This window comes from Microcoleus sp. BROC3 (assembly GCF_036702515.1).
Lineage (GTDB): Bacteria > Cyanobacteriota > Cyanobacteriia > Cyanobacteriales > Microcoleaceae > Microcoleus.
Map to the genome: position 1 here is coordinate 142,383 of NZ_JAUBTQ010000005.1, position 18,686 is coordinate 161,068.

The 18,686-nt window shown below is 46.8% G+C and carries 11 protein-coding genes and 1 tRNA gene; 6 read left to right on the top strand and 6 right to left on the bottom strand.

Translation table 11 applies throughout. The annotated features are described in order from the left end of the window. Positions 1-17: 17 nt before the first annotated feature. Positions 18-1,034, bottom strand: coding sequence for a succinate dehydrogenase/fumarate reductase iron-sulfur subunit (locus QUB30_RS05075; protein ID WP_333330004.1), 1,017 nt, complete (start codon positions 1,032-1,034; stop codon positions 18-20). Between the two features lie 681 nt (positions 1,035-1,715). Here QUB30_RS05075 and radC point away from each other — a divergent pair. Beyond that, positions 1,716-2,447, top strand: coding sequence for a RadC family protein (gene radC, locus QUB30_RS05080; protein ID WP_333245153.1), 732 nt, complete (start codon positions 1,716-1,718; stop codon positions 2,445-2,447). Between the two features lie 320 nt (positions 2,448-2,767). Further along, on the top strand, positions 2,768-3,112 hold the full coding sequence (locus QUB30_RS05085) for a DUF1815 family protein (protein WP_332948554.1): 345 nt from the start codon (positions 2,768-2,770) through the stop codon (positions 3,110-3,112). Between the two features lie 833 nt (positions 3,113-3,945). Here the strand turns inward: QUB30_RS05085 and QUB30_RS05090 are convergent. Further along, positions 3,946-4,992 (bottom strand): endonuclease/exonuclease/phosphatase family protein, encoded by a 1,047-nt coding sequence (locus QUB30_RS05090; RefSeq protein WP_333330009.1) that lies wholly within the window; start codon positions 4,990-4,992, stop codon positions 3,946-3,948. A 76-nt stretch (positions 4,993-5,068) separates the two neighbouring features. Between QUB30_RS05090 and QUB30_RS05095 the strand changes: the two genes are divergently transcribed. From QUB30_RS05095 to QUB30_RS05110, 4 genes are all read left to right on the top strand, one after another. Next, positions 5,069-5,248, top strand: a complete 180-nt coding sequence (locus QUB30_RS05095) for a hypothetical protein (RefSeq protein WP_333330012.1) — start codon at positions 5,069-5,071, stop codon at positions 5,246-5,248. Further along, the gene (locus QUB30_RS05100) at positions 5,245-5,724 is read left to right on the top strand and encodes a DUF4079 domain-containing protein (RefSeq protein ID WP_333330016.1); all 480 of its coding nucleotides are present in this window, start codon (positions 5,245-5,247) and stop codon (positions 5,722-5,724) included. The genes QUB30_RS05095 and QUB30_RS05100 overlap by 4 nt, the downstream gene beginning before the upstream one ends. A gap of 211 nt (positions 5,725-5,935) precedes the next feature. Continuing rightward, entirely contained in the window at positions 5,936-8,545 is a 2,610-nt protein-coding gene (locus QUB30_RS05105) for a ComEC/Rec2 family competence protein (RefSeq protein WP_333330018.1), read from the top strand. A gap of 60 nt (positions 8,546-8,605) precedes the next feature. Further along, positions 8,606-8,692, top strand: a tRNA-Ser gene (locus QUB30_RS05110). A 421-nt stretch (positions 8,693-9,113) separates the two neighbouring features. Here QUB30_RS05110 and QUB30_RS05115 read toward each other — a convergent pair. The 4 genes from QUB30_RS05115 to QUB30_RS05130 form a co-directional block, all read right to left on the bottom strand. Next, positions 9,114-14,582 (bottom strand): AAA family ATPase, encoded by a 5,469-nt coding sequence (locus QUB30_RS05115; protein ID WP_333330021.1) that lies wholly within the window; start codon positions 14,580-14,582, stop codon positions 9,114-9,116. Between the two features lie 620 nt (positions 14,583-15,202). After that, a complete protein-coding gene (locus tag QUB30_RS05120) occupies positions 15,203-16,678 on the bottom strand; it encodes an NAD(P)/FAD-dependent oxidoreductase (protein ID WP_333330024.1) in 1,476 nt (491 codons plus the stop codon). A 420-nt stretch (positions 16,679-17,098) separates the two neighbouring features. After that, the gene (gene cobD / locus QUB30_RS05125) at positions 17,099-18,235 is read right to left on the bottom strand and encodes a threonine-phosphate decarboxylase CobD (protein WP_333330027.1); all 1,137 of its coding nucleotides are present in this window, start codon (positions 18,233-18,235) and stop codon (positions 17,099-17,101) included. 15 nt (positions 18,236-18,250) lie between these two features. Continuing rightward, complete coding sequence (locus QUB30_RS05130; RefSeq protein ID WP_333330030.1) at positions 18,251-18,565, bottom strand: HU family DNA-binding protein; 315 nt, start codon at positions 18,563-18,565, stop codon at positions 18,251-18,253. Between the last annotated feature and the right edge of the window lie 121 nt (positions 18,566-18,686).

The following is an 18,686-nucleotide window of genomic DNA, read 5'->3' on the forward strand; positions in this document are numbered from 1 at the left end:
AAAATGACAGCCGATCGCTAATCTGCTGACTTTTCTAAACTTTGAACCGATTCGATCAGATTTCGCACGGTTTCGGTACCTTCTGAAGGCTCAAAAAACAGCGGGAACTTGCCGCGAGCGATCATTCTCAAACCCAACGGGCCCAGACTCAGCAAACCTTTAACGTCGCGGAAGTAGTTTCCTACTACTTCGATGCCAAATTTGCGCTCATCTATCCAGCCGCCTTCTTTGACGAGATCGATTAAGACTTTGCGGTGGCGGATCGATCGACTGGCTTGGTCGTCTTTGCGATCGAGAATCTCCTGTTTAATCTTACCAATTTGATCCATCGGTGCGACTTCCATCGGACAAACCGAGTTGCAGTAGTAACAGCGGGTGCATCCCCAGACGCCTGCGGTGCCTTCGTTGTATTTTTCGAGCCGATTTTCGGTTTCGCTGTCGCGGGAGTCGGCGATCGTGCGGTAAGCTTTGGCGAGGGCGTGGGGGCCGACAAATTCCGGGTTAACTTCGCGGGCGTTGCACTCAGAATAGCACGCGCCGCAGAGGATGCAGTTGCCGGTTTGGTCGAGTTTCGATCGCTCTTCTGGAGTTTGCAGAAATTCGCGTTCGGGAATTGCTCGCGAGGCGGTGCTGACATAGGGTTCAACTGCTTCTAGGTTGTCCCAAAAACTGGTCATGTCAACAACCAAATCTTTAATTACCGGCATATTTCCCATTGGGGCGACGGTGATTTCGGGAATTGCCTCGGCAGGCTTTTCTGCTGAGCTGGAATCGGCTATTTTTTGCAGTCTTGCGAGTTCGCTGGCCACATTTTCTTTGCAAGCTAATGCCGACCGACCGTTAATCCGCATAGAACAACTGCCGCAAATTGTATTGCGGCAATTTTTGCGAAAAGCTAAAGTGCCGTCGTGTTCCCACTTAATACTGTTGAGGCAGTCGAGGATGGTATTGCTCTCTTCCACGTCTAGGGTGTAAGCGTGAACGCGGGGAGCCTCGTTTTGATTTTGGCGGACTACGTTAAAGCGGACTTTCATATTTTGAGTAAAGAATTTAGTATCTATTTTAAGCTAAATTTTTGGACGGTCGAGAAAGCTATTATTTTTTTAACAACTACCTAAAGTAAGATGTTTTAAGAAATTTATTATTGTTTGATCGACATCAATAATTCTAAAGTTATAAATCCTAAATTGCAACTTTTTTTCAGCGGATTTATGAGCTATTAATTGGAGATAAAAGTAATTAATCGCTGCAATTCGCTAGTCGGAGGTGTGTGATGTCCAGCTTGTTTGTATTAACTTTCATGTTTTCCACACCGGCTTTTTGTCTGGGTCTGCTAAATCCTCAATGGGTGGGATTGGGCACTCGCAAGCGCTCGGCGGCCTTGTACGGCGGGTTGATGGCAGTTTCGTTCGTTTTGCTTGGGGTTACAGCACCTAGGTCGCCACAACCAGTTTCCTCGGGGCTGCTGGCCTCAACTGAATGGTCAGAATTTAGGGTAAGCGCACTTTTTCGCTGAACGCAGGGTGCTGAGTCTGCACCTCACTTTTATGGCATCGAGAGCGAGACTCGATCGCTTGCGAAACGCTGCGTTAGATTTGCTGTGCCGAAAACCTCGGTTAATGATGAAGGCTTTTTTGGGTGATTGTACGAATTGAAGAACGCAAATCGATCGGCTAAAATCATGTAATTGTTGAGCTTGCGGTGCTGGTGCAGCTATGACTTACAGCTTGAGAATTGTCGATTTGCCAACGAGTGAACGGCCACGGGAGCGGCTGATGGCGGGTGGGCCCAAAAGTTTGGCGACTGCGGAATTGATTGCGATTCTGCTGGGTACCGGACAGGGAAAAGGCAAACTTTCGGCCGTCGGGCTCGGACAGTATATTTTAAATCAGTTGAGTTTGCACCAGCGCGACCCTCTGGCTGTGCTGCGCAGTATTAGCGTTCAGGAGTTGACGCAGATTCACGGGATTGGCCCTGCTAAGGCAACTGGGATTTTGGCTGCGGTGGAGTTGGGGAAGCGGGTGTTTCAGTCGCGGCCGCCGGAAATGGCGGTGGTTGACTCTCCGCAAGCGGCAGCGGATGCCCTGAGTCAGGATTTGATGTGGCAGTCTCAGGAACGTTTTGCTGTGGTGCTGTTGGATGTGAAAAATCGGCTGCTGGGTACTCAGGTAATTACCATCGGCACGGCTACGGAAACTTTGGCTCACCCGAGGGATATATTTCGGGAGGTGATCCGCCAAGGGGCGACGCGGGCGATTATCTCGCACAATCACCCCTCCGGGATTGTGGAGCCGAGCCCGGAGGATATTGCTTTGACGCGGCAGTTGCTGGCGGGAGCGCAGTTTTTGTCGATTCCGCTACTGGATCACTTGATTTTGGGGAATGGCGATTTTCGGAGCTTGCGGCAGACGACGACGCTTTGGGACGAGTATCCCCAGGGGGATTGAACTCTTATACTTAACTAATTTGATTGCTGTGATTAGTTATTTGTATATTTGGGCTCTCCGACGGCTGAATCAGCCGTGACAGCAGGCTAATTGTCAGGCTGAAGTCCCCAGCGAGAGAGTGTTTTGGCTGAATGTCGCTGCTGATACTTAGTTTCTAGCGCAACTCGGTTAATCTAGTATAGGTAGGCTGAAGAGGTCGCTAATCCGATTTTTTTTGAGCATACTAAACGTATACTGAACCAGCACCTAAATAAATACCCAGTTATTAAGAAATTATTAAATGGGATGTAAAATACACGGTGTGGTGATAGGAGGAGAACGTGTTTCTGAGACTTGCAGAACAACACCGTAAATTCGTCCAAGATTTGGTAATGAACCTCCAAGCTTTAGCGATCGTGCTAGAGCATCGGGGTTATCTGGCATCCTGCTACACTTGCGGGGGTCAGATGAACAGTGCCTCATTTATGGTCAGTTTGACGGACAACCATCTGATTCGATTTTTAGTGTCAGATTACGGTATCACTTGGACTGAGATGCGGGACGACCGCGAACTGATGAAACTAGAAGGTGCGGAAGCTATTAGTCAGTTACAAGAACTGGCAAATCTCGTAAAGTATCAAATCCAACCTTCGGAAGCTACTTTAGCGACGGCGCAGCGAGTTTAGAGATTGCACGGTTCCGAGGAAGGCGACGCAAGAAAGTCGGTGCTTGTCTGCGACAACCGAATCCCCAGCGAGTTAGTTGAGAGGGTTCACGTGTTGCACAGCGATGGCTGTTCAACAGACAAGGGTGCTCTCAGGGTGCCTTCTGACGCTCAGTTTAGCGCTGAGTCGATCGAACTCTCATCGGGCAGACGGCATACTTTATGCAAAAAGTGTCAAACTTGGAACCTCTAGTTTTTTTTCAGCAGTTGATTCTCCCTTGAGAGCGATTAGCAAAATGTAGAAGTGCGACTCCTCGTCGGCTGCGATGTTAATTTCTCACTTGGCATTCAAAAGTCAAGGAATTGAAATTAACTTTGAGCAGGCAGGTAGAATTTAACATCCAGAGTGAGGATGAGGCTCTGAAGATTGGGTGAAGCGCAGACTCGGAGCTATGGCCTACGAGCGATTCAGGAGTCAACTGCAAAGCCAGTAAGGCTTAATTTCAGCCATTAGTCGTCTGGGCTTGATTGAAAACATCTTCATTTGTCTAAAATTCCTGGTTTGGAGAGCCGCGAATTCCTTGAGACTGTTGGCGCATCAATGCTTTGTTTCCTTGGGGGGTTTAATAATGAACCGCCAAGATGTCAATTACGCCAAAAAGGAAGAAGAAAGAAAAAGCAAGGATAGAAAAATTAATTGCGGCAAATTACCGGAAACGATCGAAGAGGGGTGCGACGGGAGCAAATGTCAGGTGTCACTCTTCACGGATTCACCAACAGCATCACGATCTTAGCCCGGAGCTTAAATTGACACCAATGACCTCGCGATCGCCCCAGCAAAGTGTTGCGCACCCCCTACACTCGTCCCAATTCCGGTTGCATCCGCAGTTGGGCCGACACCGGCAGATGCTCTGAACCAATTGTTGGTAAAACCTTGGCTGATTTTGCCCCCCAGTGCTGAGAATACCAAACATAGTCAAGCCTCACCAGGGGAAAAGTTAATTTCCAGTTTAACTGTTTAACCAGTAAATTCAGATCCCACCCGTTAGGAAAAGTAAAGCCAAAACCCAGTCCTGCTGTTCGGAAAGCATCTTGCATAACCGCTCTCAAATAATAGTAATCTTGAGACTGGTCAGTCAGATTAAAGTCCCCAGCGGCAATAGTCGGCAGCGTTTCTTTCTGGAGTCGCCGCACTAAATCTTGAATTTGTGCCGGTCGGTCGCCGTACTCGTAAACTGGGATTTTGAGGAAAGGCAAAATTTTATACTGGCGAAACCACGGTGGGGTTGTTGAAATGTTATAAAGAACTACATCTTGCTGGTTAAATTCGATAATAGCTCGTTCTTGTGGTTCGTTCCCACCGGCTAGCTGTAACTTTTGGAAAGAGCGAATGGGATATCTGCTGAGAATCACATGGTATCCGTGCCCCAGGTTGTGCGGGTATAATGCGGCCAACTTAGAGAATACTTCTTTGGCGTAATCCTCCTTAATTTCTTGCAAACAAATGAGGTCTGGTTTTTCTTCTTCAATTAGGTTGACCAAAGCTTGTGGGGATTTGTGATGCCAGCCGAGGTTGAGAGAAAAAACCTTGAGGGTTGGCTGGGAGTCACTGATGTTCGCGGGCTGGGGAGAAAAGTAGGTGACGTGTAGCCAACCCAGCAGGCAGATGCCAGCCACAGAGGAAACAATCGCGAACCAGCGTTTCTTTATGATAAAAAACCCTAGAATTGGCAGCAGGAAGATTGGCAAGAAAATCCAAGGAACAAAATCCCCCATCAAGGCAATCGGCCACAGCCTGTCCCAAAAGATCGGTCTCAGAATCAGATAGCCGACAATCAGTGCTGAGTAGGCGTAGGCGAGCAGTTGAGCAATTCGCAGCAAAAATCGATAAGGCTTAATCATAGCGCCGTCTGCAATAGCATCCTCTTACTCGTGTGGGGACAAAAAACGGGATACTGCTCAGCTCAAATTAACTGAAATGGCCGTTCCCTTGCTGAGACTAGGGAATACAGTTCTCCTGTGTGCGGCTCTTTTATTTTATACAGACTTGTGGCTGGAAACAGTGATTGAAAATCGCGATTGGTATATTGCTATTTATAGTAAGTTGTTGGTTAAACCAAAATTAGCGATCGCCAAGTTAGGAATCTCAAGCAAATGATCGATCTCAGCGAACTTCTAGAACCCATCGCCAGTCAATTTCGCAGTCTAGGAATTCCCGAACCAATTACCCATTGGGGACACCCTGTAATGATGGGGATCGTGGTAGTGGCGATGGGCAGTTTTGTCGGGTATACGGGATGGCAAGGACGTTTGGCTACCGATAAAGATGTCGCACTCAAAAGTCGCTCGGATCACCGCAAGCTTGCACCGTGGATGTTTCTGTTTCTAGCTTTGGGCTATACAGGCGGCTTGCTGTCGCTGGTGATGCAGCACCAGCCAGTCATGGAAAGCCCGCATTTTTGGACGGGTTCGGCAGTGCTGGTTTTGCTGGCTGTTGGCAGCTTGATTTCGCTGACGGGTTTTGGAGGCAATAAGCTAGCACTGCGCGCGGTTCACGCTTATTTAGGCACGACGGCCCTTGCACTTATGGTGCTGCACGCGGCTTTCGGTTTAAAATTGGGGCTGTCTATTTAGAAGAGGAAGAGGAAGGGGAAGGGGAAGGGAAAGAATGTAAGGAAAGAATTTTTGCCATAACTTACGCACGGGTAGCCAGAAACCGGGTTTTTTACCTGAGTTCACGGCGTTTAGCCCTTTACCCCGGTTGAAAAACCCGGTTTCTTTGGTAAGGAGTGCATAAGTCCCGCATAGGTTTCCCTGAAATATTCCCCCTCTAAATTGCTAATTAATGAATCAAGCAACGGGTGTCATCTTCTGTCTTGCCTACATTTTGGGATTGATTTCTACAGCGGTTTCTTGGGGTAGATACGGGATACTTGCTTTGGGAATAGCGGTAGCGATCGCCGTGCCGAAATTGTTGCGAGAATATACTAAAAATTCTGTCAAAGTTACTAAGAAAAGACGCAGCCGACAAAAAGAAAATGCTCTTGAAGAACCCTTAGATGCGAGGGAAGAATTGAGTTTGTTGGAGAGGCTGCCGAGAGCGAAATGGGTGTGGGCAGTTGCGGGCTTGGTGGCATTTCTAGCTAGCGTTTATTTTGCAGTTCGATCGCCCCAACCCGCAATAGATGACATCAGCAAACTGATTCCGGCTGGCGGAAACACTCAAGAAGTGGCGGTGACAGTTCGCGGTAGAGTTGTCAGTACGCCTCGATTGACTCGATCGGGTCGATCGCAATTTTGGCTAGCAACAGATTTAGTTAGCGAAATCAACGGCGGCGAGGGAGGAGCAGTTGTAAACCGCCCTGTATCCGGCAAACTCTACGTTACAGTGCCCCTGCTGCAAGCAACGGGTTTGTACGCCGACAATACGATCGCAGTTGTGGGTTCCTTGTACAAACCCCAGCCACCGTCGAATCCGGGGGCTTTTGATTTTCAAACATATTTAGCCAGAGAAGGAGCTTTTGCAGGGATCAAAGGCCGTCAAATTGACTGGACGAGAGAAAAGGCGATCGCGGATGTAAATCGAGTTAACAACCAAGCGGATGCTTTCTGGGAGCCCAGCGGGATGCGGCCATCGAAAATTCAAGCGATGCGGCAGCGGATCGTGCGATCGCAACTATCACAGTTAAATGTTCCCGAAGGGCCCTTGATCAGTGCGATCGCCCTCGGTAAACAAGCAGTAGATTTACCTTACAACATCCGCGACTATTTTGTGCAGGCTGGATTAGCCCACGCGATCGCAGCTTCCGGCACTCAAGTTTCGATGGTTTTGGCTTTAGTTCTAGCTTTAACCAGGCGTTTTTCCAAACAATTGCAATTTAGCTTTGGCGTCGGTGCTTTATTTTTGCTCGTGGGGCTAACTGGCTTTGAACCATCAGTATGCCGCGCCGCTTTGATGGGATTTGGAACACTATTTGCTTTGGTGCTGAGCCGCCAAGTTAAGCCGCTGGGATTGCTGTTAATTGCTGCTACTATTTTACTGCTAGTTAACCCTTTGTGGATTTGGGATTTAGGTTTTCAACTGAGCTTTTTGGCGACTTTGGGGTTAATAGTGACAACGCCGCCACTGATGGCAAAGTTGGACTGGATGCCGCCCGCGATCGCTTCGATTATTGTGGTTCCGATCGCCGCTTCAGTTTGGGTGCTGCCGCTGTTACTGTATGTTTTTAGTGTGGTATCACCTTACAGCATTTTAGTTAATATTATTGCGGCTCCTTTGCTGTGGATTTTGAGTATTGGGGGGATGGTTAGCGCTTTAGCTGGATTGATTTTTCCGCCCGCTGGCAGTATTTTAGCGCAACTGCTCGATTATCCGGCAAAGGGGTTAATTGCGATCGCCCAATATTTCTCGCAATTACCTGGTAATTCGGTAGCTGTCGGTCAAGTATCGGTGTTTCAACTAATAGCGCTTTACAGTTTAATTTGCTGGGTTTGGATCGGGGGAAGTTCAGCAACGAGCAATGTACGGGATGTAACGGATAGAAGGAGGAAGGAAGAACAAAGACGGAAGCCTGAAGCAGTCAGAGGGAAAAACCAGGAAAAAGGCAAAGGGAAGAAGGGGAAAAGCAGACTTATTGCACTGCCTGTTTTTTCTGCGGCTTGGATTTTACCGCTGGCGCTGGTGGCGGGAATAAGTATCATAGTTTTGCCAGCTTGGCACGTTCAAGCATCTTTATTTCAAGTTACTTTGCTGGCGACATCTGGCGAACCTGTTTTAGTAATTCAAGATAGGGGAAAAGTGGCGCTAATTAATAGCGGTGATGAAAATACCGTGAGGTTTACAGTGTTGCCTTTTTTGCAGCAGCAAGGAGTTAATTCTGTGAATTTTGCGATCGCCACTCACGGTCATTTAGGTTTGAGCAGTGGTTGGGGAAAATTACTAGAACGCTTGCCAATTAAAACATTTTATGATAATAATGCTCCGAAACAAATTCACCGCGGCAACAATCAGGAATTTATGACGGCTGTGCAATCTCGCCAAGGCGTTTACTTTCCTTTAGAAACTAACAGTACAGTTGATCTGGGTTCGACGCGGTTGCAGTTGGTGAATGCGGAGATGCCGGTGGTAGAATTCCTGGTGGGAAATCGAACTTGGTTGCTCGTCGGTGAAATGACACCGGACGCGCAAAAACAATTGGTCGCAACGGGAACCTTGAAGCCGGCTCAAGTGCTGTGGTGGTCAGGAAAAGCCCTGACGGCTGAGTTATTGGGCGCAGTTGGGCCGCAAGTGGCGATCGCATCTGCTGACGAAATAGACCCAGAAACCGCAGCCCAACTGCGTCAAACCAAAACCCAGATTTTCTGGACAGGGCGCGACGGAGCCCTCCAGTGGACTCCAGCAGGGGGATTTAAGACGACTCTGGAATCGGAAGAAAATCAAACTTCTTTTTTATAATGATTTACAATGTGGCGCACTGTGCGGTAAAATACTTTTAGCTCACATCTCAAATCAATTGGAGAGGTGGCAGAGCGGTTGAATGCGGTAGACTCGAAATCTACTTTAGGGGTAACTCTAACGTGGGTTCAAATCCCACCCTCTCCGTACATCTCAGCGTCAAGCGTCAAGCGCGCACCTTATTAACCTAGGGTGCGCGCACCTTATCATATTATGAAATTCAACTCCATAATCTCAGTAGGTAGCAGGATAGCTGCTTTCATTTCGGTAAGGTAGAGGCTTAAAATCTCAAGGAAACTCTTAACTCAAAACCGGGCACAAGAAAAGGGAAGAGTGTTGGTAAAGCAGGCGGTTGCAAACCGCTGTCTCAATCACGAATAAGGTGCGCGCGGAGGATGGGGGAATTAGTCTAGATTCTTTGTTGCCCTAGTCCGTAGGTCGCTCGTTCCTAGCACGAAAACCCCTAGCCTGTTGCTCGTTCCCCGTGCCCCGTTTCCTGTTTCTTCTAATAACGTGGCTTGTAATTGCGAGGCGGCGCTAATTGCGCTAAAGACCTACTACGGATTGCTCATGCCGGAATAGAAATCACAAACTCCGAACCCTGGCCCAAAGAAGAATTCACCACTAATGTACCTCCATGTTTTTCCACAACAATTTGGTGGGCTATAGACAATCCTAATCCAGTTCCTTGACCCACAGACTTGGTGGTGAATAAGTGGTTAAAGATGTTTTCCTTGATTTCGTTCGACATCCCCACTCCATTATCCTTAATCCGAATCAAAACCTGATTCTTGGATTCGCTCAGAGCAGTTTGAACCGTGATTTGATTAGGTAGGGCTTTAATTTCACTAAAACTCCGTTCCTTATTTGACTCCTCCAGAGCGTCAATGGCATTAGCCAGCACATTCATAAATACCTGATTTAACTGTCCGGGAAAGCATTTTACTAGGGGCAAGTTACCGTACTCTTTCACAACTTCAATGGCAGGGCGAAACTCGCTGGCTTTTAAACGGTGCTTGAGAATCAGGAGAGTGCTTTCGAGTCCATCGTGAATATTGAAAGCAACTGGTCGATCGCTATCTGCCCTCGAAAACGTTCTCAAACTCGTACTGATATTGCGAATGCGCTCGACTCCTTCCTTCATCGAGCCAATCAATTTGGGCAAATCTTCTCGCAAATACTCCAAGTCAATATCCTCAATTTCGGCTTCAATTTCCCCTCCGGGAGCGGGAAATTTTTCTTGATACAAATCAATCAAATTGAATAAATCCCCCACGTATTCTTGAGCAGGTTGCAAGTTGCCGGCGATAAAGCCTACGGGATTGTTAATTTCGTGGGCTACCCCTGCGACTAAATTTCCCAGAGCCGACATTTTCTCACCCTGTACCAATTGCAACTGCATCTGTTTGAGCTCGTGGATAGACTGTTCTAGTTTTTGGGCATATTCCTGGGATTGTTGATACAGTCGGGCGTTTTGTAAGGAAATTGCTGCTTGGGAGCACAGGATGTTAAGAATGGCGACGCGATCGCGCGTAAACGCCCCCGTTGTGAGATTATTCTCTAGATACAGAATCCCCATTACTTTGCCTTGATGGAGAATCGGAGTGCATAATACGCTCTTGGGTTGGTGCTCAATCATGTAAGGATCGCCAGCCCAAGCGGTTTGAGTGCTGGCACGATCGAATACCAGGATTTCTTTTGTACGTTTGACGTAGTTAATGATGTTCAGAGGAATTGCTTTGCTTTCTTCAACTAGAAGTGATTCCAAGTCACAATCTTGGCGATTTGTACAGTGTACGGCAACTCTCCACTTTCCACCTTCCTCCAAAATTAATGCTCCGGTTTGTGCTCCGGCATTTTGCACTACTACTTGCATCAAAGTAGTTAGCAATTGCTCTAGTTCTATTTCACTAGACAGAGCTTGAGAAGCTTTGATAACTGTCGGCAAATCTACTAACCCCCAACTGCTGGTGCTACCGATAATTGTTCTATTCTTGTTAGATTGGGATGATTCACTGCTGGAGGTGTGAGTTGTTTCGGTCGGATTCTGCCGAGTTCGCTCCTGTTGCAGGATAGAAGCAATGAGTTGCCGATAGCGCTGTTCTAGATGGTCAATCTTTGCTTTGGCTCCCCACTTTGCGTAGGCATAATAAGCATCAATTAAATAGGGTTTGGCAATTTTTTCTTTGCCCCATTCCAAATAGAATTTGGCAGCGAGTTCGTGAGCTAGTGCTTCTTCGTTGATGTATTCGTTTTCTTGCGCGAGGGCAATAGCCTTGTCGTACATCTCTATCGCTGCTACTTTTTGGTTTAAAACTCGATTCTTTTCTGCCTCTACTAGGTAGAATTTGTGCAAAAAATTCATTGGGGCATGGTCCGCCCATTTGTCGATTTTTTCTTGATTAGCTTGTACTCTGTCGAGAAGTTTCTGCTGCTCAGACTGTGGAGTATCGGCATACACTGCTAGACGCACTAGAGAATCGTAAAAATAGAAGATGGCAAGAGTTACCTGCCCTGTACCTGCGCTCAAATAACTTTCTATTTCAGCGATACATTTCAACGCTTCTGGATAATTTTCAAATACATAACAAAGCACAAGTTTTTGTATGTATAAGTAATGAATTCCCATGTAGTTATTAGTTTGCTGATACAGTTCCAGCATTGTCTCTTCGTCGCCAGCTTCTCCCTTTAAATGGCATGGGTTTTCGCTTCTTCCTATCAAGTTTAAGACGGCTTGCCAACAGATTTTCTGATAATTAAGTGCTGCTTGCTGGTTAATTTTGCTAACGGCCTCTGCGTAGGTTTCGAGCTCTCGTTCGAGTTGGGTTAGTTGCTTGCCAACAAAATACGAGTAACAACTGTATTGAAAGATAGCATAACCAGCAAATTCTAACTCTCCGGTTTCCAACCCACAAAAATAATCTGACAGCAAAGGTTTTAAGGTATTTCTGAGGTGTTCTTTCCAAGGTTGAATACTAGAATGCACCATTGCGGATGTCTTGGCTTGGATTTCTTTGGCATTCAACTTTGATAATAGACGTAAAGCCAGTTGACCGAACTGATAGCCCCGCTCAATATCTCCTGCTCCGCACAGAAAAAAAGCATATAAGGCATAAGCAGAGGGAGACACAGGAGCATTCCCATGTTGGACGGATAAATTAACTTGTTTGCTCACTATTAAAGGCACCAGTGCCGGCAGCGCTATGTAGGCAGAAACAAATACACTTAACAGAATCTTTATAGTGGCCAGTTGATGAGGCTCTGTCATTTGAGGGAGATCGATTAAGTCCTCAGTTCGCTTTCCGCTCAAAATTGACGCTGTTTCCCCTAATGCCTGCCCAATATCAGCCGGACTGGGTTCGGAAGGAAACTCTACCCCCAACTGCTTTAAAACTTGTAGTCCCTTATTCAGAGCTTCCTGTAGCTTATTTTGCGTTATATAAGCTTGCATCTGGACTTCATATAGCTTCACTTTGTCCAGTAGGGTTTTGGCGCAGTTTTCCACGACTAATGCCAATTCTTCCATCTGGTCAAAGTCACCGCTTATATATGCCGCCTCTGCTGCTTCTGTATACAGCGCTAATGTTAGTTCGTATTGATTCTGCCAACTATTTGCTGTCAGTAACTCCTTGCCAACCTTGAAATATTCAACCGCAGCAGAATAGGCTGTTGAAGCTTTAGCTTTCTTTCCAGCAACCAGATTCAATCGTACTAATTGCTCCCGTTCTGCCTCCGGGGTAATTAGCTCAACTCCCACATTTAAGTGATTGACAATATCGAAGATTCTTTCTTCTCGATCGGCTTCGGGCGTATTATTTAACAGCAGTTGACCGATTTTTAAGTGAGTCGCTCGCTTTTGGTTGTCAGGAATGAGGGAATAGGCAGCTTGTTGAATGCGATCGTGTAAAAACTTATATTTGGGTAATTGGTCAGGGGTAATTGGTAATTGCTGAGATTCCTTGACATTAACGATTACCGATTCGCTATCCCCCTGTGATTGATAAAACTTATAAACTTCGCTAATGGGTAAAATTAGCCCGTCTTGTAGTGCCTTCCATAAAGCAGATGCGGTTTCTACTGGAGATTTTTCATCAACAATTGCCAATGTCGCTAAATCGAACTGATTGCCAATACAAGCGGCTAACTTTAAGACTTCTTGCGTTTGAGTTGGCAACTTTTGCAACTGAAGCGCCACAAACTCAACCACATCATCGGTGATTGCTAGCGATCGCACGGCGGCAAGATCGCACTGCCAATAACGAAGCTCAAAATTAAACTCAATCAGCCCATCTTCATATAATGACTTGAGAAATTGAGTGCTAAAAAAGGGATTACCTTGCGTTTTTTGATACACCAATTGTGTTAAAGGTGTGGCTAAATCAGTCGAGCAAACTAAAGTATCTGCAATGAGATAATTAATATGTGACTGTTGTAAAGGAGCTAAAGTAATAGTATTCTTCTTGGCTCCAGCCTTTTCAATTTCCGATAAAGTCAGCATCAAGGGATGCGCTGGAAAAACTTCGTTATCTCGATAAGCTCCAATTAAAAATAGATAGCAATTATCAATGTCGCTCATCAGCAGTTGCATCAATTTCAATGATGCTGAGTCTGCCCATTGCAAATCGTCCAAGAAAATTACTAAAGGATGTTCTTTTGTGGTGAAGATTTGAATGAATTTTTCAAACAACAAGTTAAAGCGATTTTGCGCCGCACTGCCAGAAAGTTCGGGGACTGGCGGTTGCGATCCGATAATACGTTCTAGTTCGGGAATGACTTCAACTATCGCCCCAGCACTATCGCCCAAAGCAGCCAAAATTTCCGATTTCCATCGCTCAATGTTAGCATCTGTTTCAGATAGCAACTGTCCCATAAAGTCGCGAAAAGCTTGGACAAATGCACTAAAGGGGAGGTTACGTTGGAATTGGTCGAATTTGCCTTTAATAAAGTAGCCTCGCTGTCTCACAATGGGTTTGTGAACTTCGTTGACGACAGCGGTTTTACCAATACCAGAAAAACCCGAAACGAGCATCATTTCAGTGCTACCTGCACTCACCCGGTCAAAGGCGGCTAGCAGGGAGAATACTTCGCTTTCTCTACCGTACAATTTTTCGGGGATGATGAAACGATCGCACAAATCTCGCTGCCCTATTTTAAAGTTAGCCAGCGCCCCTGTCTCTTGCCACTGGAATAAACAAGTTTCTAAGTCGTACTTGAGTCCCAGGGCACTTTGATAGCGGTCTTCAGCATTCTTCGCCATCAGTTTGCTGACAATAAGAGACAGCACCAATGGAACGCTATTGTTGACTATTGAGGCTGCCAGTGGTTGTTTGGCGAGGTGGCAGTGTACCAAATCCATTGGATCGTCTGTTTGGAATGGTAACTTTCCTGTTAGTAATTCGTAGAATGTTACTCCGAGCGAGTAGAAATCTGTGCGGTAATCAATGCCTCGGTTCATTCGCCCAGTTTGTTCGGGAGATATGTAGGGTAAAGTGCCTTCGAGGACGTTGGGATTTTGAATTTCTTGGGTTTCGCGCGGCAGCAGGGAAGCGATGCTCAAATCAATCAGCTTGACTTGTTTGCTGACGGGGTTAATTAGAATGTTGGCGGGTTTGAGGTCTTTATGGATAACTCGGTGGCGATGAAGTCCGTCCAGGGCGTTGGCAATTTGAATCGCCATGGGAAAAAACTCGTTAACGGGCAAGCCTTCTAGAGGTTCGTTGCTAGCGGATACTAGAAGATCGAGGTAGCTACTTAAGGAAATTCCGCCAAAGTCTTCCATCACCAGAGCATAGCGGTTGTGATAGCTCTCCAGGCTGTATGCCTTGACAGTGCCGGGGGTATTTAAGTTTTTAGCAATCACGTATTGGTTGCGGAAGTGAACCAATTCGTTGAAGCTGGGAAAGTCTTTTCGCAGTAGTTTGATCGCGACGGGTTGCCCATTTTCCGAGCGAATGCCGCGATAAACTAGAGTTCGATTTCCTGCGTATATTTGCTCGTTAATGTGATATCCTAGGAAAAGTTTTGTGATCTCAGTCATATCTACCTATTCCTACTGCTTCTTTCAAACCAGAAGCTTCTGAGAGTTACTATCTACTATTTTCGCTCGCTCTGCTGTAGTATTCAGTTAATTACATTTTTCTTAATATACTTTGTGGCTCAACTTATGAAAGTGCCAGTTTAAAACAATAGTGGAAGATTTTATGTAAGAGCTGTTTATAGTTGAGTTAAGACTAAGTAGAAGATGAATGAGGCTAAGGCTGATTGAACGACAGCAGTTGATAGAAGAGGAATTTAAGAGGCTAATCAGGTACTTAAGAGTATTTTTGAAACCGATACTTGAATGCGATCGCCTATTAAATCTTAATGTCTAGTTTAGGTGATAATTTAATGTCATTAGTACAATTCTGCCTGAGCGGAATTTAAAGCGGGAAGCAGAGGAAATTGAGTTTGTGTGTCAGATTTGGGATAAATTGGGATTCATGGGATTGCCAGCCGAATTATTTGTCCAGATGCCACCACAAGCTTCCCAACACTCAGAAGTGAATCAGGTATTAAATGCCAAAATTTAGAAGCAGACTATGGAACTAGCCCAAGTCAATTATATTTTGCCACTCACATACTTACAATTACCAATTACCAATTACCCCTTTGATTTTTTCACTTCCAATACCTGCGCCAGTGAAACAAATTCTCCCACAAATTTTGCGTAAAAGTTTTGCTGCCCAAGCGCTGCGACTCCCAAGCAGCAGCAGTTTGACCGTTAATTGCCGAAAAACTCGACCAAATATAAGGAAGTTCGGCGATCGCCTCAACCTTCATCCCGTGACGCACAGCCAAAGCGATCGCGTGAATCAACTCAGCAGCTTGCGGCCCCACAATACTAGCTCCCAAAATCTCCCCGTTGCGACGCCCGACAATCTTACAAAAACCAGTTGTCTCGCCGCACATTTGAGCTCTTTCAACATTCTTAAAATATTCCCGACAAACAATGAGATCGTCTCCAAACCTGCGCCTTGCTTGCGCTTCAGTCAAGCCAACCCTCGCCAATTGCGGATCGGAAAAAATCGCCCAAGGAATCCCGCGATAATCTATTTGAAACAGCGGTAAAAACAAAGCATTTTTCACCGCAACCGCAGCTTCGCAATTAGCGATGTGAGGGAACGGATAACCCCCAGCAACATCGCCGATCGCATAAATGCGGCGATTAGTTGTTTGCAGCTTTTCATTTAAAATCACCCCCCGATCGCTGAATTTAACCCTAGCCGCTTCGAGATTTAACCGTGCAAAATTATGCTGGCGGCCCGCGGCCAGAAAAATCTCCTCAGCTTCGATCGCCCTAGGCCCAGCTTGAATCCACTTTTTACCCTCAATTACCCTAGCTTGAGTCACCTCAGTAGCAGTCAGAATCCGCACTCCTCGAGCTTCCATTGCAGCTTGAACCAAGCCAGCAGCCTCCCGGTCTTCTTTCGTCAAAATGTGCGAGCCCTTCACCACAAGCGTAACAGAAACCCCTAATCGAGCAAAAGTTTGAGCCACTTCGACACCGCTGGGATCGGCACCGATGACAGCCAAACTTTTAGGCAACTCGGGAAGTTTTGCTAATTCCCCGACAGTTTCGGAAGTAAAAAAGCCAGCAGAAGAAAGTCCTTCTATATTGGGAATCGTTGGCAGAGTTGGACAAGCTAGCAAATAACAGAGCGATCGCAATTTCCTGCCGCCGACAACAAAAGCCAAATCCGGTTTGGCAACAAACTCGCCGCCGCCCAAAATAACATCGACACCGCGAGCAGCCAAAACGCCCAGAGAATCAATTTCTGACAGATTAGAAACAACACCCTCGGCCCACTTCAGAACCCCGTCAAACCGCAATTTGATCGGCAGGGACGAATTAGCCGCTTCCCAGCGAACCCCCAACTGCTGGCGGCCGATCTGCTGGGCAAAACGAGCAGCCTCGCTCAAAGTTTGGCTGTATCTCAAACCAAGGTCGATCGACTCTTTCCCCCCAGTCGGCAAATCTTGCGAATTACTTAGGGGTTCCACCAAAGCAACGCGAGCCCGGAAACCAGTGGCAGTCAAAGCTGCATAGCGTCCGGCAGCAGTTCCACCAATAATCACTAAATCATAATCAAGCATAAATAAAGAAGTCAGTAGTCATTAGTCAGTATTCATTAGTCAGTAGTAAAGTTGTCGCGCATTCAATTTGTACACTTTTGTTTATTAAAACTCTTGTGGGGTAGGCAGGAGAACCCGCCCGAAAAGTTAAATTTAAATGCACAAGAGCTTAGTCGTTGAGGACGCTCCGCGCGCGGGCTCGTAAACCCGCTTTATCCCTAGATACTTCGCTGCTAAACCCAAGATTTATCATAGAAACCGGATTGCTTGGGTATGTCCGCTCGAACAACCCATAAAATTCGTTAGTAGTGAGAACTTTAGTCCTCATAAAAATCAGAGGACTAAAGTCCTCACTACTAACACTTTTTATTACCGGTAATTAACTCGACATCATATCACCCCATATCAAAGATTATGGTGTGAGGTGAATTGCTGTCCGAGCTAACGACTAATGACTTCAGCAAGTCCAGCAATCAGCCGCAGATTGTCAGGCCTTGAGCGCACAGCCACCCGAAAAAACCGATCGCCCAACTCAGGAAAACTCAAACAATCTCGAATCAAAATCCGGTGTCGTTGCAACAGACTTTTTTGAATTGAAGAAACCGACACCGACGACTCAACCAACAAGAAATTAGCCGCCCCTGAAAAAGGCTGCAAACCAGGCAAATTAGCCAAACCCTCAAACAGCTCTCGGCGAGCCACAGGCAGCCAATCCCAGGTTTGCCGCTCAAAAACAGTATCTCGCACCGCAGCAGCAGCAGCAGCAGCAGCCAAAGCATTCACAGGCCAAGGATCGCGCTGCAACTGCCAGCGACGGAGGATATCGGGATGGGCGATGGCGCAGCCCAACCGCAGTCCCGGCAGAGAATAGAATTTAGTGAGCGATCGTAAAATCACCAAATTCGGAAACTCCTCAACAGCATCAATCGAACTCTCCTGTTGTTCCGGTGGCAGAAAGTCCATAAATGCCTCATCTACCACCACCAGACCCAACTGCTCCAAATAGGGCAAAATGGTCGATCGACCAAACAGCAAACCCGTAGGATTGTGCGGGTTGTTCAGGAGCAAACCTCGTCGATGGGCATCGAGAGCAAGAGGCACCGGGAGACCGAAAGAATGAGAGACAAGGGAACGGTTAGAAACCGACAAATCATCCGTTACTAACCCGCTTAAGAGCTCCTGGCCCAACGATAGGACATCCAAAGGACATTCCAGCACCTGCGCCCCGAAAGCCTTCAGAGCCCGCCAGTAATCGCCAAAAGCCGGAGTCACCAAATAAGTCGCCTCCAGCTTCGACAAATCCCAAGCCGCCCAAGTCAACAATTCCGCCGAACCATTCCCCGGCAAAATCCAATCCGGGTCAACATTAAATGCCTCACCCAAAGCAGTCCTCAGCTCTCCATAATCCGGGTCTGGGTAAGCCGTCAGACTGCTCAAGTGTGCTTGAATTGCATCCAGGACAGACTCAGGAGGGCCCAAAGGACTGATACTCGCAGAAAAATCGAGAATAGCAGAGGGAGGGCAGCCTGCCAGTGCGGCTGCCCAAGCTAAATTACCACCGTGTACAGGTCTAATCAAGACTCAGTTCGCCAGCTATTCGGCGTTTTTCGGCGGTGCAACTCTGTCCTTAAACAACTTCCCTGCGGAAAATGCAGGAACTCTGGTTGCCGGGATTTCCATCTTGTCGCCAGTTTTGGGATTGCGACCCTCGCGGGCCTTGCGTTCCCGCGACTCAAACGAGCCAAAACCGACCAACGTCACCTTATCGCCGTCGGAGACAGCTTCCATGATTGCTTCCAAGGCTGCACTCAACACGGCATCTGCCTGTTTTTTAGTGACACTAGCCTTTTCTGCCACTACATCAACCAATTCACCTTTGTTCATTGCGCACTCCTTCTGGGTTTGCAAAATACGTCAAACAGATTTCAATTATTAGCTGTGAGTTATCAACTGCATTGGGGTGTGGCTTGGGAGGTTTGGGTTGTTCCCTATGGCTCCTGTCCGCTTCCTCAATTAAAAACTCCTGCTG